29 protein-coding genes and 1 pseudogene are annotated in these 25,730 nt (G+C 61.2%); 11 read left to right on the forward strand and 19 right to left on the reverse strand.

Going from position 1 to position 25,730, the window contains the following annotated elements:
• Position 1 precedes the first annotated feature (1 nt).
• The 4 genes from AB8A50_RS16755 to AB8A50_RS16770 all read right to left on the reverse strand — a co-directional run bounded on the left by AB8A50_RS16755 (position 2) and on the right by AB8A50_RS16770 (position 5,626).
• Positions 2-817 (reverse strand): ABC transporter permease, encoded by an 816-nt coding sequence (locus tag AB8A50_RS16755; RefSeq protein ID WP_175367826.1) that lies wholly within the window; start codon positions 815-817, stop codon positions 2-4.
• Positions 817-1,728, reverse strand: coding sequence for an ABC transporter permease (locus AB8A50_RS16760; RefSeq protein WP_089265900.1), 912 nt, complete (start codon positions 1,726-1,728; stop codon positions 817-819). The genes AB8A50_RS16755 and AB8A50_RS16760 overlap by 1 nt, the downstream gene beginning before the upstream one ends.
• Positions 1,725-2,891, reverse strand: coding sequence for an ABC transporter ATP-binding protein (locus AB8A50_RS16765; protein ID WP_439078359.1), 1,167 nt, complete (start codon positions 2,889-2,891; stop codon positions 1,725-1,727). Before AB8A50_RS16765 ends, AB8A50_RS16760 begins: the two co-directional genes overlap by 4 nt.
• A gap of 65 nt (positions 2,892-2,956) precedes the next feature.
• Positions 2,957-5,626 carry a sensor domain-containing protein gene (locus AB8A50_RS16770; protein WP_439078360.1) on the reverse strand — a complete coding sequence of 890 codons (2,670 nt, stop codon included), beginning with the start codon at positions 5,624-5,626 and terminating at the stop codon, positions 2,957-2,959.
• A gap of 190 nt (positions 5,627-5,816) precedes the next feature.
• Between AB8A50_RS16770 and AB8A50_RS16775 the strand changes: the two genes are divergently transcribed.
• Positions 5,817-6,920: an NAD(P)/FAD-dependent oxidoreductase gene (locus AB8A50_RS16775; RefSeq protein ID WP_439078361.1), complete on the forward strand. Its 1,104-nt coding sequence runs from the start codon at positions 5,817-5,819 to the stop codon at positions 6,918-6,920.
• Positions 6,921-7,094: 174 nt separating this feature from the next.
• On the opposite strand, the gene AB8A50_RS16780 is transcribed toward AB8A50_RS16775, so the two are convergent.
• On the reverse strand, positions 7,095-7,280 hold the full coding sequence (locus AB8A50_RS16780) for a YdcH family protein (protein WP_068728781.1): 186 nt from the start codon (positions 7,278-7,280) through the stop codon (positions 7,095-7,097).
• Positions 7,281-7,529: 249 nt separating this feature from the next.
• On the opposite strand from AB8A50_RS16780, the gene AB8A50_RS16785 reads away from it, so the two are divergent.
• The gene (locus tag AB8A50_RS16785; RefSeq protein WP_068728782.1) at positions 7,530-7,736 is read left to right on the forward strand and encodes a YdcH family protein; all 207 of its coding nucleotides are present in this window, start codon (positions 7,530-7,532) and stop codon (positions 7,734-7,736) included.
• Positions 7,737-8,158: 422 nt separating this feature from the next.
• Complete coding sequence (locus AB8A50_RS16790; protein ID WP_439078362.1) at positions 8,159-8,410, forward strand: hypothetical protein; 252 nt, start codon at positions 8,159-8,161, stop codon at positions 8,408-8,410.
• Positions 8,411-8,436: 26 nt separating this feature from the next.
• Here the strand turns inward: AB8A50_RS16790 and AB8A50_RS16795 are convergent.
• Positions 8,437-9,098, reverse strand: a pseudogene (locus AB8A50_RS16795) (GGDEF domain-containing protein).
• Positions 9,099-9,224: 126 nt separating this feature from the next.
• On the opposite strand from AB8A50_RS16795, the gene purE reads away from it, so the two are divergent.
• Entirely contained in the window at positions 9,225-9,713 is a 489-nt protein-coding gene (purE, locus tag AB8A50_RS16800) for a 5-(carboxyamino)imidazole ribonucleotide mutase (RefSeq protein ID WP_068728790.1), read from the forward strand.
• 8 nt (positions 9,714-9,721) lie between these two features.
• Positions 9,722-10,807 carry a 5-(carboxyamino)imidazole ribonucleotide synthase gene (locus tag AB8A50_RS16805; protein WP_439078363.1) on the forward strand — a complete coding sequence of 362 codons (1,086 nt, stop codon included), beginning with the start codon at positions 9,722-9,724 and terminating at the stop codon, positions 10,805-10,807.
• Positions 10,808-10,833: 26 nt separating this feature from the next.
• On the opposite strand, the gene aqpZ is transcribed toward AB8A50_RS16805, so the two are convergent.
• A complete protein-coding gene (gene aqpZ, locus AB8A50_RS16810) occupies positions 10,834-11,556 on the reverse strand; it encodes an aquaporin Z (protein ID WP_120287132.1) in 723 nt (240 codons plus the stop codon).
• Between the two features lie 283 nt (positions 11,557-11,839).
• Here aqpZ and rpsU point away from each other — a divergent pair, with 283 nt between their 5' ends.
• Positions 11,840-12,142, forward strand: coding sequence for a 30S ribosomal protein S21 (rpsU, locus tag AB8A50_RS16815; RefSeq protein WP_089265892.1), 303 nt, complete (start codon positions 11,840-11,842; stop codon positions 12,140-12,142).
• A 174-nt stretch (positions 12,143-12,316) separates the two neighbouring features.
• The gene (locus AB8A50_RS16820; protein WP_244558428.1) at positions 12,317-12,976 is read left to right on the forward strand and encodes a tetratricopeptide repeat protein; all 660 of its coding nucleotides are present in this window, start codon (positions 12,317-12,319) and stop codon (positions 12,974-12,976) included.
• Positions 12,977-13,061: 85 nt separating this feature from the next.
• Here the strand turns inward: AB8A50_RS16820 and AB8A50_RS16825 are convergent, their stop codons facing one another.
• The 3 genes from AB8A50_RS16825 to AB8A50_RS16835 form a co-directional block, all read right to left on the reverse strand.
• Positions 13,062-13,901, reverse strand: a complete 840-nt coding sequence (locus AB8A50_RS16825) for a hypothetical protein (RefSeq protein WP_439078364.1) — start codon at positions 13,899-13,901, stop codon at positions 13,062-13,064.
• A 166-nt stretch (positions 13,902-14,067) separates the two neighbouring features.
• Positions 14,068-14,355 carry a cupin domain-containing protein gene (locus AB8A50_RS16830; protein WP_068730343.1) on the reverse strand — a complete coding sequence of 96 codons (288 nt, stop codon included), beginning with the start codon at positions 14,353-14,355 and terminating at the stop codon, positions 14,068-14,070.
• Between the two features lie 20 nt (positions 14,356-14,375).
• Complete coding sequence (locus AB8A50_RS16835) at positions 14,376-15,476, reverse strand: calcium:proton antiporter (protein ID WP_439078365.1); 1,101 nt, start codon at positions 15,474-15,476, stop codon at positions 14,376-14,378.
• 172 nt (positions 15,477-15,648) lie between these two features.
• Here AB8A50_RS16835 and AB8A50_RS16840 point away from each other — a divergent pair, with 172 nt between their 5' ends.
• Entirely contained in the window at positions 15,649-16,041 is a 393-nt protein-coding gene (locus AB8A50_RS16840) for a VOC family protein (RefSeq protein ID WP_089265890.1), read from the forward strand.
• Between the two features lie 64 nt (positions 16,042-16,105).
• On the opposite strand, the gene AB8A50_RS16845 is transcribed toward AB8A50_RS16840, so the two are convergent.
• The 9 genes from AB8A50_RS16845 to AB8A50_RS16885 form a co-directional block, all read right to left on the reverse strand.
• On the reverse strand, positions 16,106-17,509 hold the full coding sequence (locus AB8A50_RS16845; protein ID WP_093757128.1) for an NAD(P)(+) transhydrogenase (Re/Si-specific) subunit beta: 1,404 nt from the start codon (positions 17,507-17,509) through the stop codon (positions 16,106-16,108).
• Positions 17,510-17,519: 10 nt separating this feature from the next.
• Positions 17,520-17,834, reverse strand: coding sequence for a proton-translocating transhydrogenase family protein (locus AB8A50_RS16850; RefSeq protein WP_089265888.1), 315 nt, complete (start codon positions 17,832-17,834; stop codon positions 17,520-17,522).
• 11 nt (positions 17,835-17,845) lie between these two features.
• Entirely contained in the window at positions 17,846-18,976 is a 1,131-nt protein-coding gene (locus tag AB8A50_RS16855; RefSeq protein WP_120287134.1) for a Re/Si-specific NAD(P)(+) transhydrogenase subunit alpha, read from the reverse strand.
• Between the two features lie 82 nt (positions 18,977-19,058).
• On the reverse strand, positions 19,059-19,211 hold the full coding sequence (locus AB8A50_RS16860) for an aa3-type cytochrome c oxidase subunit IV (RefSeq protein ID WP_089265886.1): 153 nt from the start codon (positions 19,209-19,211) through the stop codon (positions 19,059-19,061).
• A gap of 119 nt (positions 19,212-19,330) precedes the next feature.
• Positions 19,331-19,717 carry a type II toxin-antitoxin system death-on-curing family toxin gene (locus AB8A50_RS16865; protein WP_439078366.1) on the reverse strand — a complete coding sequence of 129 codons (387 nt, stop codon included), beginning with the start codon at positions 19,715-19,717 and terminating at the stop codon, positions 19,331-19,333.
• The gene (locus AB8A50_RS16870; protein ID WP_244527965.1) at positions 19,714-19,977 is read right to left on the reverse strand and encodes an AbrB/MazE/SpoVT family DNA-binding domain-containing protein; all 264 of its coding nucleotides are present in this window, start codon (positions 19,975-19,977) and stop codon (positions 19,714-19,716) included. Before AB8A50_RS16870 ends, AB8A50_RS16865 begins: the two co-directional genes overlap by 4 nt.
• An 80-nt stretch (positions 19,978-20,057) precedes the next feature.
• A complete protein-coding gene (locus AB8A50_RS16875) occupies positions 20,058-21,968 on the reverse strand; it encodes a M3 family oligoendopeptidase (protein ID WP_439078367.1) in 1,911 nt (636 codons plus the stop codon).
• Between the two features lie 25 nt (positions 21,969-21,993).
• Positions 21,994-22,431 (reverse strand): hypothetical protein, encoded by a 438-nt coding sequence (locus tag AB8A50_RS16880; protein ID WP_439078368.1) that lies wholly within the window; start codon positions 22,429-22,431, stop codon positions 21,994-21,996.
• On the reverse strand, positions 22,428-22,757 hold the full coding sequence (locus AB8A50_RS16885; RefSeq protein WP_089265882.1) for a helix-turn-helix domain-containing protein: 330 nt from the start codon (positions 22,755-22,757) through the stop codon (positions 22,428-22,430). The genes AB8A50_RS16880 and AB8A50_RS16885 overlap by 4 nt, the downstream gene beginning before the upstream one ends.
• A gap of 110 nt (positions 22,758-22,867) precedes the next feature.
• On the opposite strand from AB8A50_RS16885, the gene AB8A50_RS16890 reads away from it, so the two are divergent.
• The 3 genes from AB8A50_RS16890 (at position 22,868) to AB8A50_RS16900 (ending at position 25,563) form a co-directional block, all read left to right on the forward strand.
• A complete protein-coding gene (locus tag AB8A50_RS16890) occupies positions 22,868-23,209 on the forward strand; it encodes a hypothetical protein (protein ID WP_439078369.1) in 342 nt (113 codons plus the stop codon).
• Between the two features lie 135 nt (positions 23,210-23,344).
• Positions 23,345-23,998: a TerC family protein gene (locus AB8A50_RS16895; RefSeq protein ID WP_439078370.1), complete on the forward strand. Its 654-nt coding sequence runs from the start codon at positions 23,345-23,347 to the stop codon at positions 23,996-23,998.
• Between the two features lie 62 nt (positions 23,999-24,060).
• On the forward strand, positions 24,061-25,563 hold the full coding sequence (locus AB8A50_RS16900; protein ID WP_439078371.1) for a sigma-54-dependent transcriptional regulator: 1,503 nt from the start codon (positions 24,061-24,063) through the stop codon (positions 25,561-25,563).
• Positions 25,564-25,730 lie beyond the last annotated feature (167 nt).

Genomic DNA, 25,730 nt, shown 5'->3' on the forward strand with positions numbered 1-25,730 from the left:
CTTACAACGGCGCGGCGCTTTCGCCCCGGGCGCTCGACAGTTTAGACACCAGCGATGCCAGCACGATAACGACGGCGATGAAACCGACGATCAGCGTGCAGATGGCGTTGATCTCCGGCTTCACGCCGAGACGCACCTCCGAATAGATCCGGATCGGTAGCGTCGCCGAACCCGGCCCGGTCGTAAAACTCGCAATGACGAGATCGTCGAGCGACAGTGTGAAGGCCAGCATCCAGCCGGCGGCAATGGCCGGCCAGATCAGCGGCAACGTAACGGCTATAAAGGCGCGGAGCGGATCGCGGCCGAGATCCATCGCCGCTTCCTCGAGGCTGCGATCTATCCCGGCGAGACGCGACTGTACCACGACAGCGACAAAGCACATGGTCAGTGTGGTGTGGGCGATGGTCACCGTGACAAAGCCGCGCCCGGCATCCAGCGCCACGAACAGCAGCAGCAGTGACAGGCCGGTGATCACCTCGGGCATCACCAGCGGCGCGTAGAGCATCCCGGACATCAGCATGCGACCACGAAACCCCGCACCACGCGTCAACGCTATCGCGGCCAAAGTGCCGAGCAGCGTTGCCAGTGTTGCCGACACGACACCCACACGGAGACTCATCCAGGCAGCATCGAGCATCGCACGGTCGTTGAAGAATTCGGTGTACCAGCGTGTCGACCAACCGCCCCACACCGTCACCAGCCGCGAGGCGTTGAACGAGTAGATGACAAGAATGACGATCGGCAGATAGAGAAACGCCAGGCCAAGCACCAGCGACGTGACATTGAAGCGCGACAGGCGGAGCGGATGCACGGCCATCAGCGCGCCTCCAACTGCCGGCGCTGCAGCCGGTCATAGACCAATAACGGGATCAACAGCAGTCCAAGCAACACGATGGCAGTGGCAGAGGCGACCGGCCAATCCTTGTTGGTGAAGAATTCGAGCCACAGCGTCTGGCCGATCATCAATGAATTCGATCCGGCGAGCAGATCGGGAATGACGAATTCGCCCATGATCGGAATGAAGCACAGCAGTGCACCGGCGCCGACGCCGCGCAGGGACAAGGGAACCGTCACCAGCCAGAAGGCGTCGATGCGCGAGACGCCGAGATCGGCGGCGGCCTCGATCAGCGACGGGTCCTGCTTCGCCAGCGTGGCATAGAGCGGCAGGATCATGAAAGGCAGATAGGAATAGACGATGCCGAGATACATCGCACTGTCGGTGGAGAGCCACACGATTGGCGTCGATACGACGTGCAGCGCAAGAAGGACCTTATTGAGCAAGCCGTCATGCTGCAGGATGTTGATCCAGGCATAGATGCGGATCAGGAACGAGGTCCAGAACGGCACGATCACCAGCATCATCGCAATGCCCTGCCAGCGTCGCGGCAAACGCGCCATGCCATAGGCGATGGGATAACCGACCGCGAGCAAGATCAAGGTCGACACGACGGCGACGAGGACGCTGCGCAGATAGGATGCGAGATAGAGATTGTCCGAAACGAGCAGCCGGAAATTATCCAGCGACAGCGCCGCAAACGAGGCCTTTAGCCCGGCGATTCCTTCGGACAGACCAAACACCGGCAGATAAGGCGGCTGCGCAATCGCTGTCTGCGACAGGCTGATCTTCAGCACGAAACCGAACGGCACCAGAAAGAACAGCATCATCCAGACATAGGGCGGGATGGCAGCGAGCCGCGCCGGCGCCGTGAAGATGCGGCGCGCGCTCATTGAACCAGCACCACGCAATCATCGGGGGCAAACCATGCCGCAACGCGCTCGCCGATCGAATAGGCATCGACATCGAGCCGCGCCGTATTGGCGAGAGCGACCCGCAATGTGGCTCCACGGTCGAGCTTCACTTTGTAGAGCGAGCGACCGCCGAGATAGCCGACGTCGGAAATGACACCCTCAAGGCTGTTCATGGCGCCGCTATTGACGAGGTCCGTCGCCGGCCCGCGACGCGACAACCGGATCTTCTCCGGGCGGATCGCAACGCAGATGACCGCGTCGCCGACAGGTTGTCGCGGCTCGATCGCAAACAGGGTTCCGACATCGCGGCCTGCAATGGTCAGGCGATGACTATCACGGTGCGTGATACCGCCCTCGATGATGTTGATGTCGCCGACGAACTCCGCGACCCAGCGCGATGCGGGCACCTCATAAAGCTGTCGCGGTGTCGCTACCTGTTGCAGGCGACCATCATTCATGACGCCGATGCGGTCGGCCATGGTCATCGCCTCCTCCTGATCGTGGGTAACGATCACGAAGGTGGTGCCGAGCTGACGCTGCAGCGCCATCAATTCGACCTGGGTTTCCTCGCGCAGTTTCTTGTCGAGAGCTGCCAGCGGCTCATCAAGCAGCAACAATTGCGGATGCCGCGCCAGCGCCCGGGCGAGCGCCACGCGTTGTTTCTGGCCACCCGATAATTGATCCGGCCGGCGTTTCTCCAGTCCCTGGAGCTTGACCAGCGCCACCATCTCGGCAACCCGCGTATCGATGCCGAGACGCGTCAGGCCAGCGCTCTTGAGACCGAAACCGATATTGTCGCGCACGTTGAGATGCGGAAACAGCGCGTAGTTCTGGAACATCATGTTGACGGGCCGCTGATGCGGCAAGACCGCGGCGATATCCTCGCCGTTCAACTCGATCTTGCCCGTGTCCGGCGCTTCGAAACCAGCCAGCATGCGCAGTAACGTGGTCTTGCCACAGCCGCTCGGGCCAAGCAGCGCAAAGAATTCACCGGCCTTGATGTCCAAAGAGAGATCGTCGACTGCGCTATGCGCGCCGAATTTCTTGGTGACGCCGTCGATCCGCAGCAAGGGCGTGGGATAGGCGATGGCCGGCGCATCGCTGGCCGCCGGATCCGCGACTGTCGCAGTGAGATTCGTCATAACCGCAAGCTAGCCGCGGAACGCCGCGGGCTCAACAGCATCAGCACTTCGCAACGGTCTGTCGCTCAACCGACCATGCGCGCGGCGGGCGCAGCGGCGGCAATCCGTCCGACCAGCGCAGCATATTGCGCAATCGGGGCAGGACGCCCGATGAAATAGCCTTGTACGCCGTCGCAGCCTTCGCTGGCGAGGAAGCAGAGTTGCTCGTGGGTCTCGACGCCTTCCGCAACGATCGCGACGTCGAGGCCATGGCCCAGCCCGATGACCGCGCGCACGATGGCGGCGGACTGCGGATTGAGCCCCAGATTGATCACGAAAGCGCGGTCGATCTTGATCTTGTCGAACGGGAATGCCTGCAGATAGGTCAGTGAGGAATAGCCGGAGCCGAAGTCGTCCATCGAGATGCGCACGCCGAGCGCCTTCAACCGCCGTAGCAACGCGACGCCGCGATCGAAATCCTCGATCAGCACACCCTCGGTGATTTCCAGCTCAAGGCGACCGGGCTGCAGGCCGGTTTCGAGCAGGATCGAATGCACGAGGCCGACGAGATCACCATGCATGAACTGGGCGGGCGACAGGTTGACCGCGATCTGCAGCGGTACCGGCCATGAGGCCGCCTCAAGGCAGGCCTGACGCAGGATCCACTCGCCCATCTCGACGATCAGGCCACTTTCTTCGGCCAGCGGAATGAAGTCTCCGGGCGGCACGAAACCGCGCGTCGGATGAATCCATCGCGCCAACGCCTCGAAGCCCGTAATGTCGGCATCGACGACGGTCTGGCCAGCGCGAGCCTGGGGCTGGTAGTGCAGCGACAATTCGCCATTGCGGATCGCGGCCGAGAGGTCCTGATGCAGCACGCGGCGATCGCGCAGTTGCTGGTCCATTTGCGGCTCGAAGATGCTGATCGAACCGCGCGACTGCGACTTGGCACGGAACAGCGCCGCGCCGGAATTCGCCAGCAACGCGGCCGGGTCATGGCCGTCGCGCGGGAACAGCGAGATGCCCGTGGTGACGCCTGTCCGCACCGATTTGCCCTCGATCGGGAATTCCTCCGCAAGGGCCGCGGAGATCCGCTCTGCGATCAACAGCCCGGCCGCGGGCTGCGCGCCGTCGATGATCACGCCGAACTCGTCACCGCCGAGCCGCGCCACAACTCCGCCGCCCACGGCTGCATCGACACGACGCGACACTTCGATCAGCAGCTTGTCACCGATGGCATGGCCGAAGACATCGTTGACCTCCTTCAGGCCGTCGAGATCGATCGACAGCACGGCGAATTCCTCCGAGGTTTCGCCGCAGGCATCGATCATCTGCGACAGAGCCTGCAAAAAGGCCGCGCGGTTCGGCAGATCGGTCAGGCCGTCGTGATAGGCCATATGCGCCATCCGCGCCTCGGTCTGGCGGCGGTCGGTGACATCTTCGTGGGTCTTGATCAGATATTGCGGCTCGCCTGCTTCGTCGAGCACGGTGACCCGCCGGGTCAGGAACAGCCGCAATCCGTCGCGCGTGCTGATCGGATGCTCTTCCGCAATCGGTGTTCGGCCCCTGATCGCCGCCTGATCCCGGCTGACGATCAGCTTCGCTTCTTCCGGGCGAAGCATTTCGGGAACGGTCAGACCGATAGCGTCTTCGCGCTTGCGACCCAAAATGACCTCTGCGCCGCGGTTGGCGAACAGATAACGACCGGTGCTGATCTGTTGCACCATTAGCGACACAGGAATGTTGTCGAGCACGGTCTCAAGGAATTTCTTGGCGTTCTCCAGTTCCTTGGACAGCGACTTGCGGTCGGTCACATCCTCGAACAGCGCAATCAGAAATGCCGGCTCATTGCGTTCGTTAAAGGCAATCACGCGATTGCTATCCAGCGTGCGGAGGTCTGAGCCAATCTCCACATTGAACTCGCTGCGACACTGACTGCGCGTCTCCACTGCCAGGGCATCGGCTTCGGCAATCGCTTTCGCAGACTGTGCGGAGAATATCTGATCCGGTCGCTTGCCGACGATCTTATCGCGCGAGAGCCGAGAGAAGGTCTCGAAAGCCCGGTTGGCGAAGATATAGCGGCCATCGTCAATGGTCTTGGCCGCGACGCAGATCGGGACGTGATCAAGGACAGATTCGAGGAATTGCTTGGTGGTCGCAAGCTCGCGCTGCAGGAAACGCTGCTCGGTGCAGTCCTCATGAATGCCAATGGCGCCGCCATTGGGAAGCCGGCTGAACTTGACGTGAACGGATTGCCCGCCGGGCATTTCGGCAATGTACTCGCCGGCGGAAACAGTCTGCTCGTAGAAGCTCTGGGTGGCCAGATCGAGCTTGCCACGCTGGCGGCGTAACTCACGCAATTCTGGACCGGTAATATCCTTGGTGATGTCGGCGCGCGTCAGGTCGTAGATCTCAAGATAGCGATCGTTGCAAAACACGACCCGCTTCTGGTCGTCGAGCATCACGATGCCTTGGCCGAGATGATTGAGGGCAGAACCGACAAACGCATTGCGACGATGCTGCTCGCGACGCACATTGCGCAGTGCCGAGGCGACCCACAGCACAATGGCGGCGAGAAATGCCAGCGCGACAAATCCACCGATGAGGATCTGCCAAATCATTTGCGGGTCGAGTTCACTGATATAATGAACCGCCGGAGATTCTGCGTGGGCTCCGGCAATGCTGCCGAGAAGGCACGCGACTGCGATGACGGACACTGCCGCCTTGCTGTCTGATCGCCCGATCTTGCCAGTCATTACACACCCGCGTATTCGCAGCGTGAGTGTTTGGTTACAGGTATGTGGATCAGGTAAATGCGTATCGTCGCACCTGCAGAATGCGGCGAAATTTGGTGGTAATTAGCTGTGATGCTTAATGTTTTACTAATGCGCCATATGCGCAAGGTCGAACCGCAGCTGACCGGCGCAGCAAACTATCGGACGCGACATGGACAAGGTTGAATGCGTGGTGGTGGGCGCCGGCGTCGTGGGTCTTGCGATCGCCCGGCGACTGGCGGAAGCGGGACGCGAGGTGATCGTGCTGGAGGCCGCGGACGCGATTGGTACCGTGACCTCGTCGCGCAACAGCGAGGTCATCCATGCCGGCATCTATTATCCGGCCGGAAGCCTGATGGCACGGCTCTGCGTCGCTGGAAAACAGGCGCTCTATGATTATTGCCGCGATCGCGGCATCCCACATCGCAACTCCGGGAAACTGATCGTCGCCACACGTCCGAAGGAGATCGCCAAACTGGCGTCGATCAAAGCGCATGCCGAAGCCAATGGCGTCGCTGATCTCGAGCAATTATCCGGGACAGAGGCACGGGCGCTGGAGCCGGCATTGGCTTGCGAAGCCGCGCTGTTGTCCCCCTCCACGGGGATCGTCGATAGCCACAGCTACATGTTGTCGCTGCGCGGTGAAGCGGAAGCCGCCGGCGCGGCCTTCGCATTCCTCGCTCCCCTGGAACGTGGCCGGGTCACCGCCGACGGTTTCGAACTGGATGTCGGCGGCGAAGCTCCGATGACACTAGCCTGCGACATGCTGATCAATTCCGCAGGCCTGTCCGCAACCGCGATCGCCCGCATGCTCGACGGCATGCCGCTCGACCTGATACCGCCCGCTTATCTGGCGAAAGGCTGTTATTTCAGCTGCAATGCGAAAGCACCGTTCTCGCGGCTGATCTATCCCGTGCCGGAACCGGGCGGCCTCGGGGTGCATCTGACGCTCGATCTGGCCGGCCAGGCGCGTTTCGGCCCTGACGTCGAGTGGGTGGATCACATCGACTACACGGTCGATCCGGCACGCGGAGAGAGGTTCTATCCGGCCATCAGGCGTTACTGGCCGAGTTTGCCGGACGGCGCGTTGATGCCAAGTTATTCCGGAATGCGGCCGAAGATCGTGCCGCCCGCAGTCGCGGTGCAGGATTTCATGATCCAAGGTGCCCAGACCCATGGTGTGCCGGGTCTTATCAACCTGTTCGGCATCGAGTCACCGGGGCTGACATCATCGCTGGCCATCGCGGACTACGTGGCTGAGATGGCGGGACATTGAACGCGAAAGGTTGCAGGCGAAGCGATCCAGGCCAACCGAATACTGGAGCTTCGTCGCAAACCTATCGCGGGATGAGGGGAAGACGTCATCGCACCTACGCAAAAGCAAAAGCAGTGACGTAGACGGCGATGTCGATACTGTGATTTATCGTTCGCTGATCAGTGCAGCCGTTGATCAGTGCACCGTTTCGCTGGCCCCGTTTTTGAGACGCTGGATTTCGTCCCTGACCATCAGTTTTCGACGCTTGAGTTCGACGATGCGGAGATCGTCGGTAGACAGGTGCACGAGCGCTTCGTGCAATTCGCTTTCGAGAACTTTGTGCTTGCGTTCCAGTTCGACGAGATGCGCCTGTAGTGCCATTCGAAAACTCCTCGGTAGGATTGAACCTCAGGATACGTTCGGTTGGACGATGAATTCTACATGACAGTGGACATCTGTCGATGGGTATTGAAAAGTGTATTTTGAGTTTCGGGTATCGTGTGAAACGAATCGTGACCTGATCGCGCCGCAAAAACATGGAACCGGACGGCTTGCGTGGTGCGCCTGCACCGGCGATAGTCATCCTAGAAATTCCTCGCAAATGACTTGCGAATCCAGTCAGCTAGAAACATGAACGACGACGAAGATCGCGAACTCCCGTTAGAACTCGCCCGATTGCAGCAGGAACATCGCGACCTCGACGCCGCTATCGATGCCTTGCAACATTCACCGGCACCCGATCTTTTGCGACTGCAACGGTTGAAGAAGAGGAAGCTTCAGCTGAAAGACCGGATCTCCTTTATCGAAGACCAGATCACCCCGGATATTATTGCCTGAGACAACGCGTCGCGCTGTGGCTGTGGGTTGAAGAACGGCCAGGACTGCGAACTCAACGCGCGATGATCGATGGATCGGCTTTCTTTAACTCGCGGTGAATGCAGCAGGCTGGGCGTTGAACTCGCCCGTCGTCAAAACCTTGCTTCGCGACGGCCGCCGCTCTTTTCGCGCGGCATCGTAGGCACGACAGCCAGACTTAATTCTGGCCAGCATCGCATTGTGGCGCGGTGAAAACTGCTGGGCTCCGCGAATTGATCGCCATGGCGCTCGCGCTAGCCGACGTGACGCTCGCAACGCGCAAGCCAGCTATTGCGGCCTAACAGGAGCGGAATGGGGCGACTGCAAACGCGCTGTCGAAACTTGACAATAAGAACAAAATAAGAACATTCTTGTGCCGAGATCAATCGACTCGTGAGGGCACCATGGCCGATATCACCTATTATGTCGCACTGCCCTTCCTGCACGACGACTCTGGTTCGCCGGCCGCCGGTGCCGCCGAGGAATGTCAGAGCGCATCCGGCGCCATCAGCCGCGCCGAACTATTGTCCCGTGCGCCAGGTTCAATCGGCGCATTGGCCTTCAGCCGTACCGGCGATCCGATGATCGGCGAGTTCGGCGACGCCCAGGTGATCCGCGCCTTTGGCGAAGTGCCAAGCGACCTCAGCGCGTTGTGAAGGCGCCAACGCCGGCGATCGGCTAACTACACTTTCACACGTCGCGCGGTCTTGCGCACATACATCGCCCTGTCGGCCTGAACCAACGCGGCTTCGCCATCGGCATCAGGACTCAGCAGTGCGACGCCTGCAGAGGCGCCAGCCGACACGTTGATGTCGCGGAAAACGAAAGTGAGCTGGTTGATCGCGGCTTCCAAACCTGCGCCTTGGCGTGCGCATCGGCTTCGCTGACATTCCACAGCAACAGCACGAACTCATCACCACCCAGCCGCCCGATCACGTCGGATGCGCGGACATGCCACCGGAACACGCCAACCACGGCCTTAGCACGATGTCGCCGGCCGCGTGACCGAAGGCGTCATTGATCGGCTTGAGGCGGTCGACATCGAGCACAATCAGTGCACCCGTCGCCGCCATAGCGGGCGATGAAGGCCACGGCGCGGGTCAGCTCGCGGGCAAAGCCACGGCGGTTGAGAATGTCGAGCAGGAAATCGGTTTCCGCCGAAGCGCGCAATTCGGCAATCTTCGCCTCCGCCTCCGTGAGTTGCGCCTCCAGCCGCCGGATCGTCAGCGCGGCCGCCGACGCGCAGCTTTTCGGCAGCGACACCAACGCCTTGGAACCCCGAAATGCCGGCTTCATGGAACGTTTGACCGACTTTGCAGCAGGCGTTCGGGTTTTCTTTTGCATGGGATTTGTTACAAGGCTTGCCAGTCTTCACCAAGACGAGATCATGTTTGCCACGCTCCTTGCCACGCAAGGGGACGACATTGTATTTCCAGCCTATCTTTCTGGATTCGCGAAAGAAAATACGGAATGACCGCGCCCGTCGCCATTATTATGGGAAGCCAGTCGGACTGGGAAACCATGCGCCACGCCGCCGAAACGCTGACCGCGCTCGGCGTATCCCATGAGGCGCGCATCGTCTCGGCCCACCGTACGCCGGACCGGCTGGTCGCATTCGCCAAGGGCGCCAAGGCGGCGGGCTTCCAGATCATCATCGCCGGTGCCGGCGGCGCTGCGCATTTGCCCGGCATGGCCGCGGCGCTGACGGAACTCCCGGTATTCGGCGTGCCAGTGGAATCCAAGGCGCTATCCGGCGTCGACTCGCTTTATTCGATCGTACAGATGCCGGGCGGCGTGCCCGTCGGCACGCTGGCCATCGGCAAGCCCGGCGCGATCAATGCGGCACTGCTCGCAGCGAGCGTGCTGGCGCTGCACGACACGGCACTGGCGACAAAGCTCGCCGCCTGGCGCAAGGCGCAGACCGATGCTGTGGCTGAAAAGCCGGAAGGTGCAGCGTGAGCGCTGTGGTGACGAAGGTTCTCAAGCCGGGCGATACGATCGGCATTCTCGGTGGCGGCCAGCTCGGTCGCATGTTGGCGATGTCCGCAGCACGCCTCGGCCTCCGCTGTCAGGTTTTTTCACCGGATCCGGATTCGCCGGCTTTCGATGTGGTGCAGAACGCGACATGCGCTGAATATGCTGATGTAGAGGCGCTCGAACTGTTCGCCAGTGATTGCGACGTCATCACCTACGAATTCGAGAACGTGCCGGCCGCCACCGCGATGATCCTCGACGCGCGGCGCCCGGTTCTGCCCGCACAGACAATCCTGCAGACCACGCAGGATCGTCTGGCCGAGAAGGATTTTGTAACGTCACTGGGTATCGGCACGGCCGATTACGCAGGCGTTTCGAACGCTGGCGAGCTTCATGCAGCGGTCAAGAAGATCGGTCTGCCAGCTGTCATCAAGACGCGTCGCTTCGGTTATGACGGCAAGGGCCAGGCAATCATCCGCGAGGGTGACGATCTCGATCAGGTCTGGAAGGATCTCGGCACCAACTCCGCGATCCTTGAAGCCTTCGTGCCGTTCGAACGCGAGGTCTCGGTCATCGCTGCACGCGGCGCCGACGGCCATGTCGAATGTTTCGACGTCACCGAAAACGAGCATCGCGATCACATCCTGAAATTCTCCTATGCGCCCGCACGCATCTCCGACACGCTTGCCGCAAAGGCGCGTGAGATCGCCGAGAAGATCGGCACTGCGCTGGGTTATGTCGGCGTCTTTGCCGTCGAACTGTTTGTCGTGCCCGGTAAGGACAGCGCGACGCTTGTCGTGAACGAAATTGCGCCGCGCGTGCATAATTCCGGCCACTGGACGCTCGATGGAGCCTCGGTGTCGCAATTCGAACAGCACATCCGCGCCATCGCCGGCTGGCCGCTCGCCAAACCCGTCCGCCACGGCCAGGTCACCATGATCAACCTGATCGGCGACGATATTCTCGACTACGGCAAGTGGCTCACCGTCCCCGGCGCCACCGTGCATCTCTATGGCAAGGGCGCACCGAAGCCCGGCCGCAAGATGGGCCACGTGGTTGAGGTGAAGCCGGCGACGTAACGACGCCGGCTTCACCGCCTCATGCGTTAGGTGGCCGCCTTGCCTTCCACTACGCCAGCGGGCTCGTCACTCAGCCAGCGATAGATCGCGCCGCCGAGAACACCGCCAACCAACGGCGCCACCCAGAACAGCCACAACTGCTGCAGTGCCCAGCCGCCGACAAACAATGCCGGCCCCGTGCTGCGCGCCGGATTCACCGACGTGTTGGTGACCGGAATGCTGACAAGGTGGATCATCACTAGCGCAAGCCCGATCGCCAGTGGCGCAAAGCCCGCGGGCGCCTTGCCGTGCGTGGAGCCCATGATGATGAATAGGAACATCATGGTCATCACCACTTCCATGATGAAGCCCGCGACCATGCTGTATTTGCCGGGCGAATGATCGCCGTAGCCGTTCGACGCAAAGCCCTTGGCAAGGTCGAAACCGGCAGCGCCGCTGGCGATGACATACAACACGGCCGCACCTGCAACCGCACCGACGACCTGCGCAATCACATAAGGGAGAATCTGGCCGGCGGGAAAACGTCCACCCGCCGCAAGGCCCACGGTGACCGCAGGATTGAGATGGCAGCCCGAAACGTGGCCGATGGCATAGGCCATGGTCACGACGCTGAGGCCGAAGGCCAACGAGACGCCGACGAGACCGATACCGACCTGCGGAAATGCTGCCGCGATTACGGCACTGCCGCAGCCTGCAAATGTGAGCCAAAAGGTGCCAATCAGCTCGGCCGCGTATTTTTTCCCATTCATGATGCTCTCCGGTCGTAATCGGCGTCCCGGCTGAGTCGCCGCGGGAATTATGCGTCCGTGCTCCAATACCTGTCGAGACAGGGAACCTGCCCTATCCCCACCCGGGAAAATTCGGAAAAAATACGTTATTTTCCCGGCCCAGAAGGTTAAAATGACGGCGCCGCAAGGTGGACATTCGCCATTTCATCTGGTACATCGGCGCCCTTGAGGTTAAGGGCATGGCCTTTGTCGGCCCTTCACTTTACCGAAATTCAAATCCGATCAATTGAAAAGAGGATGCCGCGTGCAGGTTCTCGTTCGCGATAATAACGTCGATCAGGCTCTCAAGGCGCTGAAGAAGAAGATGCAGCGCGAGGGTATTTTCCGCGAGATGAAGCTCCGCGGTCACTACGAGAAGCCCTCTGAGAAGAAGGCTCGCGAGAAGGCTGAGGCTGTGCGTCGCGCACGCAAGCTGGCTCGCAAGAAGCTGCAGCGTGAAGGCCTGCTGCCGATGAAGCCGAAGCCGGTGTTCGGCGCGGGTCCTGGCGCCGATCGTGGCGGCCGTCCTGGCGCTGGCGGCGCGGGCGCTCCGCGTCCGGCGCGCTAAGCGCACTTCATCCACCGAGTTTGATAACGCGGGCCAAAGCCCGCGTTATTTTTTTGCGCAGTTGCTTTTTTTTTGCGCGAACTACTTCTTTGGCGCGCTGGTCTTGATCGGGTGCATTTTGCCCGATGTCGCGCTACCAATAGGTCATTGGTCGCTGCGTGAGATTGGCCCTGCATGGAATGTCCCGTCCGCGAGTCCCCGTCCCGCTTCGGCGCCCGCGGCCTTACCGCGATTGCCCTTATCGTTACGGGTCTGTGCGGCACCGGATGCTCGTTCAACCTGTCGTCACTAACACCAGGGTCTGACAAGGACGAACCGAAGACCACGGCTCTGGCGCCCCCGCCGCCCGCGAATTCCGGCAAGACCAATCCGCAGGATGCACAGATCCACGCTGCACGCGCGCAGGCGCTCGCACAATCCGGCAAACCCGATGACGCGCTGCTGGCCTTCAATCAGGCACTCGACCTCGATCCGCACAGTGCGCAGACCTTCTACCAACGCGGGCTGCTCTATCAGTCCGAGAAGAAATATGAATTCGCCATCGCGGATTTTACGTCAGCCAACGGCCTGACGCCGCAGCAGGCGGATCCCCTGCTCGGCCGCGCGCAATGCTATCTCGCCCTCGGGAAACATCAGGAAGCCGCAGCGGATCTCGACGAGGCTTCGCAGGTGGCACCGGGCAATGCCCAGGTCTGGCTGACCCGCGGCGCGACCTATGAGAAGCTTGGCGACAGGGCCAAGGCCGCAGACTCCTACAGCCGCGCTGTCGCGCTGCGCCCGAAGGACGATGCAGCGCGGAGCGGCCTCGCCCGCATGGGTGGACGCGCGGGCTAGCTAAAGCTGGCAGGAGTCAGGCTGATACCAATACGACGTCGCCCTGCATGCGTGAGAGCGGGGCGCGGAAAATCCACAGTTTCCCTTACCGCTCGAACGGGCGCGGGATCACCGAATTGAACACCGACTTTGCCGCAGACAGCACATCTTCGGCCACGTTGGTGCGCTCAGATCGCGGTGTGCCAGCAGCATCCCCCTGCAGGTCCACCGGCTGCGGCGCCGGGATCTCGCCAGGCGGACGCATGCGCCGCGCTTCGGAACGCTCAGACTGCGGCGAAGGCATAGGATCGAGCTTCTCGACGCTTGGCGTCGCCACCACGATCGGCGGCGGCAGCTGCTGCATCGACGGAGGGGAAACAGTCCGCGCGGCTTCCTGCACCCGCGGCGCCTCCGGTGCACGCGGAGTCTCAGGCGCACGGGCAGCTTCCTGGGGTCGCGGCTCGCTGCGATTCAGGCGCTCGATGGCAGCACGGGCGAGATCGTTGGCGTCGCGGCGTTCATCCGCGCTGGCATTCGCCGCCGGCGCAGTGCCCACGGTGGCAAGGACTGGCGCAGGCGCGGCCGGAGCCGGCGCGGGTTTGGCCGCTGCCTTCTCGCGCAATGCCGGCTGATGGCGGCGCGGCTCGGGTGTCGTGGCCGCCTCGGGCTTTTCGATGCTGGCCTTCTCGACCACCGGCTTGTCGCCGGCCTTGGTCGGGACCGATTCAGGCAGATTGGCGAGGTCGGCAGAATTCTCGGCGGGCTTGGCTGTCGCTGCCTTGGTGTCGAGCTTCGGCTCGGCAGGCGTCGATGCGACAGCCGCAGCGGGCCGATCCGGGCTCGCCTTCGGGATGATGTAGTGATTGACGATGTAGGCACCCACGATCGTCGCCAGAATCGACGGCAAGATATCGATGGTGAACTTCGAGAGATACTTGTGCAGCATGGACCGGCCTCTTCCCCAAGCTGCTTCATGCTGGGAATTTGAGGCTGATTCAGGGATCAATCGCGACGGATCGAAGGCAAAGTTCCAATCCGTCGCATTGAATTGTTTCAGGTCGTCCTCAGCAGGCTAAACACAATGAACCGGCAGCCGCTGGAGGCAGACCAGGTTAAGCTTTCTTAACCTCGACCTCGAGAAACACGATTTCCTTGTCGGTTTCATTCAGAACGTCATGCTCGACGCCTGCCTTGCGGAAATAGGATTTGCCGGTCGTGATCGGCGCCTGCGAACGGGTGCCGTCCGGCGCAACGATGGTCATCACGCTCGTGGTGATCGGAACGATCACATAGTCCATCCCATGGGTGTGGTGACCAGTCGCCGCGCCAGGCGCGAGCCGCCATTCGGTGACGCGAACTTCGGGCGTGTCCTGCTGAACGTCGGACTGGGCAGCGAGCATCGTCTCATTCTCCAAAGTGGTCACGGCACAAATACCATGAAGATGAATACCGCAAACACAACCAAGTGAACCAGCCCGAACAGGATGTTTGTGCGTCCAGTGCCAAAGGTCAGCATGCTCAGCACGAAGGTCATCACCAGCAGCACCATCTTCTGCGCACTGAGACCGAGCACCAGTTCCTTGTTCAACGCATAGGCTGCCACCGCAACCGCAGGTATCGTCAGTCCGATGGTGGCGAGCGATGAACCGAGTGCGAGGTTGATGCTCTTCTGCAGATCGTTGCCACGCGCGGCAGAAATGGCGGCGACGCTTTCCGGCAGCAAGATCAGCAGCGCCACGAGGATACCGGCAAAGGCTTCCGGCGCGCCGATCCGTTCAATGCCGGCATCCACCACCAGCGAGAATTTCTTCGCCAGCAGCACCACCGCCAACAACGAGACCAGCAGCAAAACGGCGCTGACGGCCAGAAGACGGTTGGAAACATGCCCGCCTACGGCACCTTCGCCACTTCCGTCTGCGACGAAGTAATCCTGATGTCGGATGGTCTGTGTGTAGAGAAACACCGCATAGAGCATGATGGTGGCGACGCTGACAAAAGCGAGCTGTGCGTTCGAGTAGAACGGTCCCGGAGTGGTCAGGGTGTAATTCGGCAGGATCAGCGTGATCGTCGCCATCACAATCAGCACACTGAGATAAATATTCGAGCCCGTGACCTGAAAATCCTGCTCTCGGTAACGCAACCCTCCGACGAGGATGCAGATGCCAACCAACCCGTTGCAAACGATCATCACCACCGCGAAGACAGTATCGCGCGCCAGCGTCGGGACGGCCTTGTCACCCAGCATGATGGAGGCGATCAGCGCCACCTCGATGATAGTCACGGCCAGTGTCAGCAACAGCGTGCCGAACGGTTCGCCGATCTTGTGTGCGATGACTTCGGCATGATGCACGGCGGCGAACACCGTGCCGAACAGGATGACCAGCAGAACAACCGCGAACACAATGCCAGCAGTCGTCTCCGTGAATCCGATCCCGAGCGAAGGGATCGACGTCGCGATAAAAAGCAGAACGGCCAACGTGGGGAAAATCCAGGACGATCTGGGCATGGGATGTGCTGACATCAAGCAAGTGTCCTGATTGAAAACGGGTTCGGCAGCAAGCGACACGCCGCCATTGCAGACCCACAAAACCGATTGCGCGGCGGGATCATGCCGTCTCGCCAAACTGCATATGATGCGTATAGTTGCGTATCGCCTGAAGGTGAGTTTGCAAGAAAGTGGGAGAGGAAGCGAGATGTTTTCACATGTCATGATCGGCACCAACGACCTCGAAGCCGCGAAGTCGTTTTATGACAAGCTGCTCGGCACGCTGGGCGTCCCGCCCGGCGCCGTCGATCGCCACCGGGTTTTCTGGCGGACCAAGACGGGTACTTTCTCGGTGTCGAAGCCGATCAATGGCGAGCCTGCTTGCGCTGCCAATGGCGGCACCATCGGCTTTCTCGCCAAATCGCAGGAAGAAGCCGATGCCTGGCACGCCGCCGGCATCGCCAATGGCGCCACCACCTGCGAAGAGCCGCCGGGCATCCGCGAAGGCGGCGTGAAGCTTTATCTGGCCTATCTGCGCGACCCCGACGGCAACAAGCTGTGCGCGCTGTATCGCTTGCCAAAGGAAGACGCTGCGAGCTGACCTTTCAAACAAAAAACGCCCGGCTTGTAGCCGGGCGTTTTGATGAAGGTCATCAGGGTGGGACTTACATCGCCTTGACGATGTTCTCCGTCACCTTCTTCGCGTCGCCGAGCAGCATCATGGTGTTGTCGCGATAGAACAGCGGGTTGTCGATGCCGGCATAGCCGGACGCCAGCGAGCGCTTGATGAACATCACGGTGCCGGCCTTCCACACCTGCAGCACCGGCATGCCGTAGATCGGCGAGGTCTTGTCGTCTTCCGCCGCCGGATTGGTGACGTCGTTGGCGCCGATAACGAAGGCGATGTCAGCCTGCGCGAATTCCGAATTGATGTCCTCGAGTTCGAACACCTCATCATAAGGCACGTTGGCTTCCGCCAGCAGCACGTTCATGTGGCCCGGCATACGGCCGGCCACCGGGTGAATGGCGTATTTCACCTCGACGCCCTCCTTCTTCAGCGTGTCGGCCATTTCGCGCAGCGCATGCTGGGCCTGCGCCACCGCCATGCCATAGCCGGGCACGATGATGACCTTCTGCGCGTTCTTCATGATGAAGGCCGCGTCGTCCGCCGAGCCGAGCTTGGCCGGCTTCTGTTCGCCCGAGCCACCACCGGCCGCCGCGGTCTCACCGCCGAAGCCGCCGAGGATGACCGAGATGAAGGAACGGTTCATCGCGTGGCACATGATGTAGGACAGGATCGCGCCGGACGAGCCGACCAGCGCACCGGTGATGATCAGCGCGGAATTGCCCAGCGTGAAGCCAATGCCCGCGGCTGCCCAGCCGGAATAGGAGTTCAGCATCGAGATCACGACCGGCATGTCGGCGCCGCCGATCGGGATGATCAGCAGCGCGCCGAGTACCAGCGCAATGACGGTGATGAGCCAGAAGTCGACGGCACTGCCCGAACGGACCAGACCGAAGATGAAGAACACCAGCGCCAGGCCGAGCGCGATATTGATGATGTGACGCGCCGGCAGGATGATCGGCGAGCCGCTCATGCGGCCGGAGAGCTTGGCGAACGCGATCACCGAGCCGGTGAAAGTCAGCGCGCCGATGGCGACGCCGAGCGACATTTCGACGAGGCTCGCGCCGACGATCTTTTTGGTGACCGGATCGAGAATGCCGAAGGCTTCCGGCGCATAGAACGCGCCGGCGGCAACGAGCACAGCGGCCATGCCGACCAGCGAGTGGAAGGCCGCGACCAGTTCGGGCATCGAGGTCATCGGCACGCGCTTGGCGATGACCGCGCCGATGCCGCCACCAATGGCGATACCGAGGATCACCAGGACCCAGCCGAGCCCATCGGCCGGCGGATGCGCGGCCAGCGTGGTGCCCACGGCGATGACCATGCCGGCCATACCGAGGAAATTACCCTGCCGGCTGGACGCCGGGCTGGACAGCCCGCGCAGCGACAGGATGAAGAGGATGCCCGCGACGAGATAGAGCAGTGCGGCGAGATTGGCGTTCATCGGGCTGCCCTTACTTCTTTTTCTTCTGGTACATCGCAAGCATGCGCTGCGTGACCAGGAAGCCGCCGAAAATATTGACGCATGCAAAGATCAGCGCGACGAAGCCGAAGCCGCGCGCCAAGGCGCCGCCACTGCCGACCATGTTGACGCCGACCGCGAGCAGTGCGCCGACCACGATCACCGAGGAGATCGCATTGGTCACCGACATCAGCGGCGTATGCAGCGCGGGCGTCACCGACCACACCACGAAATAGCCGACGAACACGGCGAGCACGAAGATCGAGAGCTGAAAGACGAACGGGCTGACCAGCGAGGCATGATCCATGGCAGCGCTCCTTAAGCGGTCTTCGGCTGAAAGTTCGGATGAATGACGGCGCCGTCCTTGGTCAAAGCCGTTGCCTTGACCAGCTCGTCGTCCCAGTTCACCGCGAGCGCCTTGGTCTCTTTGTTGACCAACGTTTCGATGAACGAGAACAGGTTGCGCGCATAGAGGCTCGACGCCGAGGCGGCGACGCGGCCGGCGACATTGGTATAACCAACGATCTTGATGCCGTTGACGTCAGCGACTTCGCCGGGCTTGGCGCCTTCGACATTGCCACCGCGTTCAACCGCGAGATCGACCAGCACCGAACCGGGCTTCATGGACGCCACCATCTCGGCGGTGACCAGACGCGGCGCCGGACGACCCGGGATCAGCGCCGTGGTGATGATGATGTCCTGCTTCTTGATATGCTCGGCGGTGAGCGCGGCCTGCTTGGCCTGATATTCCTTGGACATTTCCTTGGCGTAGCCGCCGGCGGTCTGCGCGTTCTTGAACTCGTCGTCTTCCACGGCCAGGAATTTCGCGCCGAGGCTCTCGACCTGTTCTTTCGTGGCCGGGCGCACATCCGTCGCGGTGACCACGGCGCCGAGGCGGCGCGCGGTCGCGATCGCCTGCAGGCCGGCAACGCCGACGCCCATTACGAATACCTTGGCGGCCGGAATGGTGCCGGCGGCTGTCATCATCATCGGAAAAGCGCGGCCGAAGCTTTCGGCGGCCTCGATGACGGCGCGGTAGCCGGCGAGATTGGCCTGGCTCGACAGCACGTCCATCACCTGCGCGCGGGTGATGCGCGGCATCAGCTCCATCGCGAAGGCCGACACGCCGGCATCGGCCATTGCCTTCAGTGCGGCGTCGTTGCCATAGGGGTCCATGATCGCGATCACCAGCGCACCGCGCTTGTAACCGGCGAGTTCGGACACCTCAGGACGCTTCACCTTGATGACGATGTCGGCGTCCTTCACCGCATCGGCGCTGATGGTGGCGCCCACGGCCGTGTATTCCGAATCGGGCAGGCCGGACTTGATGCCGGCGCCAGGCTCAATCGCCACATCGACGCCGAGCGCCTTGAACTTCTTCACCGTGTCGGGCGAGATCGCCACGCGCGGTTCGGACGGATCGATTTCCTTGGCAACGGCAATCTTCATGGGGCCTCCGGCGGCGCAAGGCACGCGCGTGAGCAAATAGGACAGGACGCCACCCGTGTCGGGCGGCGCAATCGGCGATAGATCAGGTGAGGAAGATGCCCATCAGGGCCACGATGGCGATGACGCCGATGGTGCCCCACTTCACCAGCATGAGAAAGCCCTCATAGGTCTGCTCATGCGCCGGATAGTCGTTGCCATCGGCCGTGGTGTAAGCGACTTCGCTGTGATCGGACATCAGGGTCTCCCGCCTCGTATTTCGTATGTTGCCACGGAATTAGCGCAATTGGATATGGAGAGCAACGGTTGCTGGCATACCACGGCAATCTTTGCATACCGCAGTGCATTAGGCGGGCATTATGATGCGGGCCAGTTATCGCGAATCCATCGGGTGAGACTCGCTTCGCTGACTTCGCCCGCCGCAACGGAAAGGATCATGGCCGTGGCGCTCTCGGGCGCGACAAGAAAATCGATCTCGTTCAGACCCAGAAAGACGATCATTGCACCAAAGGCCGCGCGCTTATTTCCATCGACAAAGGGATGATTGCGCGCGATGCCAAAGACATAAGCGGCTGCAAGCGCGGCGAGATCAGTCTCACCATACGCAAACTTGTTGACAGGCCGCCCCAACGCCGACTCAAGCATACCCTGATCGCGAATGCCTTCAGGACCACCGAAAAGCGCCAGTTGCTCGGAGTGGAGATCGATGAGGATCTCCACATCGAGCCAAACCGGCTCACTCATTTTGCGAGTGCCTTGTAAGTGTCAGCGTAAGTGCTGAACGAACGCCGAGCGATTTCCATCGCCTTGGCGTGCTTCGGGTTGTACGGCGAGAGCTTGATCCCCCGCTCAGTCTGCTCGACGATATGAAGCTTGTCGCCCTCGCTCAACTTGAGGCGAGAGAGAATATCCTTCGACAAGATGAGGCCGAGAGAGTTGCCGATCTTCTTGATCTGAACAAACTCGCCCTCTGCTGTCGCGGATTTGCGAGGCATCTCATTCATGGCGAACACCCTAAACTTAGTTGAGAAATGCCAGAATACACCTTTTTAGATGCCCGTTCAACAAATGTTTTACGCCCACCCTACCCCATCGCTTCCAGCTCATCGATCATCCCTGAGATGACCGAGAGGCCGCCATCCCAGAAAGCCGGGTCCTTGGCGTCGAGACCAAAGGGCTTCAGCAGTTCGGAATAGTGCTTGGTGCCGCCGGCCGCGAGCATAGCGAGATAGCGCTCTGCAAAACCTTCCTGGGCGTTCTCGTAGACTGCATAGAGCGAGTTCACGAGACAATCGCCGAAGGCATAGGCGTAGACGTAGAACGGCGAGTGGATGAAATGCGGGATGTACATCCAGAAATTCTCGTAACCCGGCTTGATCTCGATCGCGGGCCCGAGGCTTTCAGTCTGCACACTGAGCCAAAGCTCGCCAAGCCGCTGCGCGGTGAGTTCGCCGTGACGCCGCTCGGTGTGAACAGCGCGCTCGAATGAATAGAACGCGATCTGCCGGACCACGGTGTTGATCATGTCCTCGACCTTTCCCGCCAGCAGCGCCTGACGCTGCTTGGCGCTCTTGGTCTGCGACAGCAGCCGTTTGAAGGTCAGCATCTCGCCGAACACGCTGGCGGTTTCGGCCAGCGTCAACGGCGTCGGCGCCATCAGCGCACCGTTGCGGGCGGCGAGCACCTGATGCACGCCATGGCCGAGTTCGTGGGCGAGCGTCATCACGTCGCGCGGCTTGCCCTGATAGTTCATCAACACATAGGGATGCGCCGACGGCGTGGTCGGATGCGAGAACGCTCCGGGCGCCTTGCCCGGGCGCACCGGCGCATCGATCCAGCGATCGGTGAAGAAGCGCTTGGCGATATTGGCCATGTCAGGTGAAAACGCGCCATAGGCGGTCAGCACCATGTCCTGCGCGTCCGACCATGGAATCGTGCCGGTCGGTGCGAATGGCAGCGGCGCGTTGCGGTCCCAATGGGCGAGCTTCTTCTTGCCGAACCAGCGCGCCTTCAATTGATAATAGCGATGCGACAGCTGCGGATAGGCTGCGCGCACCGACGACACCAGTGCATCGACGACTTCGCGCTCGACGCGATTGTTGAGATGGCGGGAATCCGCAATGTCCTGGAAACCGCGCCAGCGGTCGGAGATTTCCTTGTCCTTGGCCAGCGTGTTGGTGATCAGCGCAAAGGTGCGCTCATTGGCCTTGAAGGTTTTCGCCAGCGCTTGCCCGGCCGCCTTGCGCTTGGCCGGCGCGCGGTCCTGCAGCATGGTCAACGTTGGCTCGATCGCCAGCTCCTTGCCGCCGAGCTTGAAGCGCAGACCTGCGATCGTCTGATCAAACAGGCGGTTGAAGGCGCCATAACCGGTCTGGGACTTCTCGTGAAACAGCTGCTCGACGCGGTCTTCGAGCTGATAGGGCTTGTCCTTGCGGCTGTCTTCGATCCACGGCCGGTAGTGGCCAAGCTCGGGCGTCTGCATCGCCTGCTCGATCACGGCATCGTCGACACGATTGAGTTCGAGGCCGAAGAAGAGGAGATGCACCGACGCCGCGGTGATGCGCTCGGAGACGTCGCCGTAGAATTTCGAAATCGCAGGATCGACGCTGTCGCCGGCATGGACGAGACCGGCATAGGAGCCGAGCCGGCCGGCGAGATCGTCAATCGCCTCATAACGGCGAACAGCGCCCGCGAGCCACACACCACCGCCGGGCTTAGCCGTCTCTTCCGCGAGCTTGCCCTTGTAATCGGCTTCGAATGCCGCGCATTCGGCGTCAATCTTGTCGAGATCCCCGGCAATCTCCGGCGCGTCGATCGCCGTGTAGAGATCCGCAAGATTCCATTCCGGCAGCTTGCCCCCCGGCGATTTGGTCGATGATTTCGACGCCAGCTTGCTCACCGCTTTTTTGGCCGGAGCGGATTTGCGCGAAACAGTTTTGCGAGAAGCGGTCTTTCGAGCAGGCTTGGCAGTCCGAGCAGTCGCAGATTTCGTCATGAATACTTTCGGTTGGATGCAGCCGTCACACGAAAGCAGCGAGCTGCGGAGCGAAATGGACAAGCAGTTCTTCGCCCTCGGTCATCAAGGGTTCGATCTCGTCATGAAGCATATGGCGAATCGTACACCACACCATGACAATCCGTGCGACAAGCCACCATCGCGTCCCGCGCAGCGCAGTGCGGGCATGCGCCGCCACCAGCGGCAGGCTGCAATGCTCGAACAACAAGCGCCCGGTGCCGTCTTCGAGAATGTACTGGCCATCCACGCGCGATACGCACAATTCGCAGGCCTGCTCCGGCTGCGGTCCCAGCAGATAGAGCTGCGCATCGCCGTTCTCAGTGATGCCAGTCTCCCATTCGCGGCCGCGATGCCCGAGATTGATCGTGTCGGCAAGCGTTGCGAGCTCGGTCTCGCTCCACGCGCCCTGCAGCGGTTTGCGCTGAAATGCGATGACGTTCATTTGGGTGCTCCAAACAGCAGCCGGTGCAATTCCGGCTCGTAATAGACCAGCAAATGTTTTGCGAAGGCGGCCGGCTCCAGACCGAGCTGAATGGCCCATGCTTCCATCGTTTCGGTGGGCACCCGACTGAAGCCGTTCTCAACCTGCGAGATGAACGTGTAATATTTGAGACCAAGTTTTGCGGCGAGATCGACCTGCGACAACCCGGCTTCCGCGCGTCGCGCTTTTAGCCAATCCCCAGCCTGTTTTCGCAACTGCCGCGCTTCCGGCAAGGCTTTGCCGCGCTGCACTCCAGCGAAATCCTCTTGATTTTCGCCACGTTTCATGATTACGAAACTATCCAGTATGAATTAAAGATCTGACGACTTCCTGTAGCACGACTATCGAGCTGCAAGAACGTTGCGGACGGGATGAAACGATACCCGACAGGACAACGATGGCCTTTACGGATCGCAATAGCATTGGCCGCAATTATGCGCCTCCTGCCCCTCACCGGGTCAAGGAGCTGTTTGCCGCAACCCTTTTGCTGGCGCTGACCGCAGCACTGGCCTTGCGCGCTTTTGTCTCGCTCGATGCGCTGGCGCCGACGGTCGCCACCCTGCTATTCGCACTTGCAGCATTGATGGCCGGTGGCGCGCTGATTCCGCGGAACTTCGCGCGGCGCGCGACCTGGTTCGATGTCGCCGGCGTCCTGACCTTCATCGGGGTCGGCATCACCATTCTCATCGAGCCCGACCAGATGGTTCGGCTTGTCACCCTCTCGGATCAACCCGAGTAACGGATCGGATCAACCGCGGGATCAAACCCGCATGTTTGCAAGCACGACTTTTAACAAGCACGTCCTGGCCCGGGCCCCTCTGGCAGTTCACCCGAACTGTGATGTCGGACTGGACGTTCATACGGAGTGGCCCACATGACAGACTTCTTCACCGCTGAAGCTATGACTGCACTTTTCCAGGTCGTGATGATCGATCTGGTTCTCGCCGGCGACAACGCCATCGTGATCGGCCTTGCGGCCGCCGGCCTTCCCAAGGAACAGCGCGGCAAAGCCATCCTAATCGGCATCATCGCCGCCACCATCCTGCGCATCGGCTTCGCCAGCATCACCGTCCAACTGCTGCAGATCATCGGTCTGCTTCTGGCCGGCGGCATCCTCTTGCTGTGGGTGTGCTGGAAGATGTGGCGCGAATTGCGCGCCGGGCATGAGCACGATTTCGACGCGCTCGAGAACCAGCTCAATGCCGATGGCACGGCTAACGGCCCGCGCAAGACGCTTGGCCAGGCGATCTGGCAGATCACCGTCGCCGATGTGTCGATGTCGCTGGACAACGTGCTCGCGGTCGCCGGTGCCGCGCGTGAACACCCGAGCATCCTGATCTTCGGCCTGGTGCTGTCGATCGCACTGATGGGTCTCGCCGCCTCCTTCATCGCCAAGCTGCTGCAGAAGCACCGCTGGATCGCCTATGTAGGCCTCGCCATCATTCTCTATGTGGCGGGTGACATGATCTATCGCGGTGCCCGCGAAGTCTGGCCCTATGCGACGGCTTACCTCGCCCCGGTGTTATGAAAGCATTAAGGCTTTGATCGCCATGGTGGCTCAAATCGGGACATACCCGCTCTGGAGTTGCCATGGCCGAACGAATCCTCATCGCAGATGACGACGCCGTCCAGCGCCGCCTCCTCGAAAACATGGTGCAGCGCTGCGGCTATGAGGCCATCACGGTCGATAGCGGCGACGCTGCCATGGCCCGGCTGATTGATCCCGAAGCGGTCGCCATCGATGCTCTGGTCCTCGACCTGATGATGCCCGGCCTCGACGGCATGGGCGTGCTCGACAAGATCCGCGATAGCGGCCTCAGCATCCCCGTCATCGTCCAGACCGCCCATGGCGGTATCGAGAATGTTGTGTCCGCCATGCGCGCCGGCGCGCATGATTTCGTCGTCAAACCTGTCGGCGTCGAACGTCTGCAGGTGAGCCTGCGCAATGCGCTCAATACCAGTGCGTTGAAAGGCGAATTGCAGCGCATCAGGCACAGCCGCGAAGGCAAACTCACTTTTGCCGACATTATCACCCGCAATGCCGGCATGGACGCCGTGCTGCGCACCGCACGCAAGGCGGCGACATCTACGATCCCCGTGCTGATCGAAGGCGAGTCCGGCGTCGGCAAGGAATTGATCGCGCGCGCCATCCACGGCTCGGGCGAACGCAGCAGCAAGCCGTTCGTGGCCGTGAATTGCGGCGCCATTCCCGACAACCTCGTGGAGTCGATCCTGTTCGGCCACGAGAAGGGCGCGTTTACCGGCGCCACCGACCGGCATCTCGGCAAGTTTGTCGAGGCGCACGGCGGCACGCTGTTTCTCGACGAAGTCGGCGAACTACCGCTATCGGCACAAGTGAAGCTGCTGCGCGCGCTTCAGGAAGGTTCGGTCGAGGCCGTGGGCGGGCGCAAGCCGGTCAAGGTCGACGTCCGCATCATTTCGGCTACCAACCGCAAGCTGCTCGATCTCGTCAAAGCCGGGCAATTCCGCGAAGACCTGTTCTATCGCCTGCATGTGCTGCCGCTAACGGTGCCGCCGCTCCGGGCGCGCCGCGAGGACATTCCGTATCTGCTGCGACATTTCCTGGCGCGCTTCTGCGCCGAGGAGAACAAACCGATTACCAGCATCGCTGGCGACGCCATGACGATGCTCACGCAGCTCGACTGGCCGGGCAATATCCGGCAGCTGGAAAACGCCGTCTACCGCGCCGTGGTGATGAGCGAAGGCGATCAACTCGGACTGGCCGACTTCCCGCAAACGACCGCGTACGCTCCATCGATCGTGGCATCGGCGGTCGCGCCGCTGATTGTAGACCCCGTCTTCCACACGATGGCGCCGACCATGGTACCGGGCATCGACGCAGCCCCGATATCGCTCGCCGCGGGAAGCCTGTCCATGCTGACAGCGGAGAACGAGGTAAGGGCACTGGAAGAGCTCGAATCCGAGATCATCCGCTTTGCCATTGCGCATTATCGCGGCCAGATGTCGGAAGTCGCACGACGCCTCAAAATCGGCCGGTCGACGCTCTACCGCAAGCTCGATGAGGCAGCGGAGAAAGATTCATCGATTGCGGATTCCGCACCGTCGAACTGAACTTCTCGCCTCCCACGCGATTGAACATGTTGTTGCGATCGCTATGGAACTTGAACCGTTGCGGTCTGGTGACACACAAAGTCAAAAGCATCAGTGAAACCTCGGTATGCGTTGCAAACCGGGGAGGTTGAGGTCAGTTTGTTGTGACTTGTCCGACAAGCGCTAGC

The sequence above is a fragment of the Tardiphaga sp. 841_E9_N1_2 genome (assembly GCF_051811065.1).
In the GTDB taxonomy this organism is placed as follows: domain Bacteria; phylum Pseudomonadota; class Alphaproteobacteria; order Rhizobiales; family Xanthobacteraceae; genus Tardiphaga; species Tardiphaga robiniae.

What these genes read in the sequence shown, in the direction of transcription:
- AB8A50_RS16755 (WP_175367826.1), bottom strand. Translation starts at nt 817, where the DNA reads ATGGCCGTGCATCCGCTCCGCCTGTCGCGCTTCAATGTCACGTCGCTG.
- AB8A50_RS16760 (WP_089265900.1), bottom strand. Translation starts at nt 1,728, where the DNA reads ATGAGCGCGCGCCGCATCTTCACGGCGCCGGCGCGGCTCGCTGCCATC.
- AB8A50_RS16765 (WP_439078359.1), bottom strand. Translation starts at nt 2,891, where the DNA reads ATGACGAATCTCACTGCGACAGTCGCGGATCCGGCGGCCAGCGATGCG.
- AB8A50_RS16770 (WP_439078360.1), bottom strand. Translation starts at nt 5,626, where the DNA reads ATGACTGGCAAGATCGGGCGATCAGACAGCAAGGCGGCAGTGTCCGTC.
- AB8A50_RS16775 (WP_439078361.1), top strand. Translation starts at nt 5,817, where the DNA reads ATGGACAAGGTTGAATGCGTGGTGGTGGGCGCCGGCGTCGTGGGTCTT.
- AB8A50_RS16780 (WP_068728781.1), bottom strand. Translation starts at nt 7,280, where the DNA reads ATGGCACTACAGGCGCATCTCGTCGAACTGGAACGCAAGCACAAAGTT.
- AB8A50_RS16785 (WP_068728782.1), top strand. Translation starts at nt 7,530, where the DNA reads ATGAACGACGACGAAGATCGCGAACTCCCGTTAGAACTCGCCCGATTG.
- AB8A50_RS16790 (WP_439078362.1), top strand. Translation starts at nt 8,159, where the DNA reads ATGGCCGATATCACCTATTATGTCGCACTGCCCTTCCTGCACGACGAC.
- purE (WP_068728790.1), top strand. Translation starts at nt 9,225, where the DNA reads ATGACCGCGCCCGTCGCCATTATTATGGGAAGCCAGTCGGACTGGGAA.
- aqpZ (WP_120287132.1), bottom strand. Translation starts at nt 11,556, where the DNA reads ATGAATGGGAAAAAATACGCGGCCGAGCTGATTGGCACCTTTTGGCTC.
- AB8A50_RS16820 (WP_244558428.1), top strand. Translation starts at nt 12,317, where the DNA reads ATGGAATGTCCCGTCCGCGAGTCCCCGTCCCGCTTCGGCGCCCGCGGC.
- AB8A50_RS16825 (WP_439078364.1), bottom strand. Translation starts at nt 13,901, where the DNA reads ATGCTGCACAAGTATCTCTCGAAGTTCACCATCGATATCTTGCCGTCG.
- AB8A50_RS16830 (WP_068730343.1), bottom strand. Translation starts at nt 14,355, where the DNA reads ATGCTCGCTGCCCAGTCCGACGTTCAGCAGGACACGCCCGAAGTTCGC.
- AB8A50_RS16835 (WP_439078365.1), bottom strand. Translation starts at nt 15,476, where the DNA reads ATGTCAGCACATCCCATGCCCAGATCGTCCTGGATTTTCCCCACGTTG.
- AB8A50_RS16840 (WP_089265890.1), top strand. Translation starts at nt 15,649, where the DNA reads ATGTTTTCACATGTCATGATCGGCACCAACGACCTCGAAGCCGCGAAG.
- AB8A50_RS16845 (WP_093757128.1), bottom strand. Translation starts at nt 17,509, where the DNA reads ATGAACGCCAATCTCGCCGCACTGCTCTATCTCGTCGCGGGCATCCTC.
- AB8A50_RS16850 (WP_089265888.1), bottom strand. Translation starts at nt 17,834, where the DNA reads ATGGATCATGCCTCGCTGGTCAGCCCGTTCGTCTTTCAGCTCTCGATC.
- AB8A50_RS16855 (WP_120287134.1), bottom strand. Translation starts at nt 18,976, where the DNA reads ATGAAGATTGCCGTTGCCAAGGAAATCGATCCGTCCGAACCGCGCGTG.
- AB8A50_RS16860 (WP_089265886.1), bottom strand. Translation starts at nt 19,211, where the DNA reads ATGTCCGATCACAGCGAAGTCGCTTACACCACGGCCGATGGCAACGAC.
- AB8A50_RS16865 (WP_439078366.1), bottom strand. Translation starts at nt 19,717, where the DNA reads ATGAGTGAGCCGGTTTGGCTCGATGTGGAGATCCTCATCGATCTCCAC.
- AB8A50_RS16870 (WP_244527965.1), bottom strand. Translation starts at nt 19,977, where the DNA reads ATGAATGAGATGCCTCGCAAATCCGCGACAGCAGAGGGCGAGTTTGTT.
- AB8A50_RS16875 (WP_439078367.1), bottom strand. Translation starts at nt 21,968, where the DNA reads ATGACGAAATCTGCGACTGCTCGGACTGCCAAGCCTGCTCGAAAGACC.
- AB8A50_RS16880 (WP_439078368.1), bottom strand. Translation starts at nt 22,431, where the DNA reads ATGAACGTCATCGCATTTCAGCGCAAACCGCTGCAGGGCGCGTGGAGC.
- AB8A50_RS16885 (WP_089265882.1), bottom strand. Translation starts at nt 22,757, where the DNA reads ATGAAACGTGGCGAAAATCAAGAGGATTTCGCTGGAGTGCAGCGCGGC.
- AB8A50_RS16890 (WP_439078369.1), top strand. Translation starts at nt 22,868, where the DNA reads ATGGCCTTTACGGATCGCAATAGCATTGGCCGCAATTATGCGCCTCCT.
- AB8A50_RS16895 (WP_439078370.1), top strand. Translation starts at nt 23,345, where the DNA reads ATGACAGACTTCTTCACCGCTGAAGCTATGACTGCACTTTTCCAGGTC.
- AB8A50_RS16900 (WP_439078371.1), top strand. Translation starts at nt 24,061, where the DNA reads ATGGCCGAACGAATCCTCATCGCAGATGACGACGCCGTCCAGCGCCGC.